This is a genomic window from Photobacterium sp. DNB22_13_2 (genome assembly GCF_052873915.1).
Genome location: NZ_JBNNXU010000257.1, coordinates 1 through 242, shown reverse-complemented (window position 1 = coordinate 242; position 242 = coordinate 1). Strand labels below are relative to the sequence as shown.

The 242-nt window shown below is 62.8% G+C and carries 1 protein-coding gene; it reads right to left on the bottom strand.

Going from position 1 to position 242, the window contains the following annotated elements; genetic code table 11:
- Nucleotides 1–242 (bottom strand): outer membrane protein assembly factor BamB family protein (locus tag ACVA58_RS28570; protein ID WP_446513602.1); only part of this gene is annotated, 242 nt, incomplete at both ends.

Here is a 242-nt window from a genome sequence, read left to right as displayed (position 1 = left end):
CTGCTACGCAGGTTCAGTGCCGACGGCGAGCGTTGATAGATCCACTTGCGATCGCCACTGCCGCCGTCCAAGCCAAGAATGCGGCCATCGGTCGTACGCACGATCACCAGACCTTGGCCGACCAGCGGAGCGGTCAGAACTTCACCGTTGACGGTCGCCTTCCATTTTTGCGCGCCTTTTTCGTCGAATGCGACGACGGTGCCCTTCTCGCCAGCCACGGCCGTCAGTGTGCCGTCGCTGCC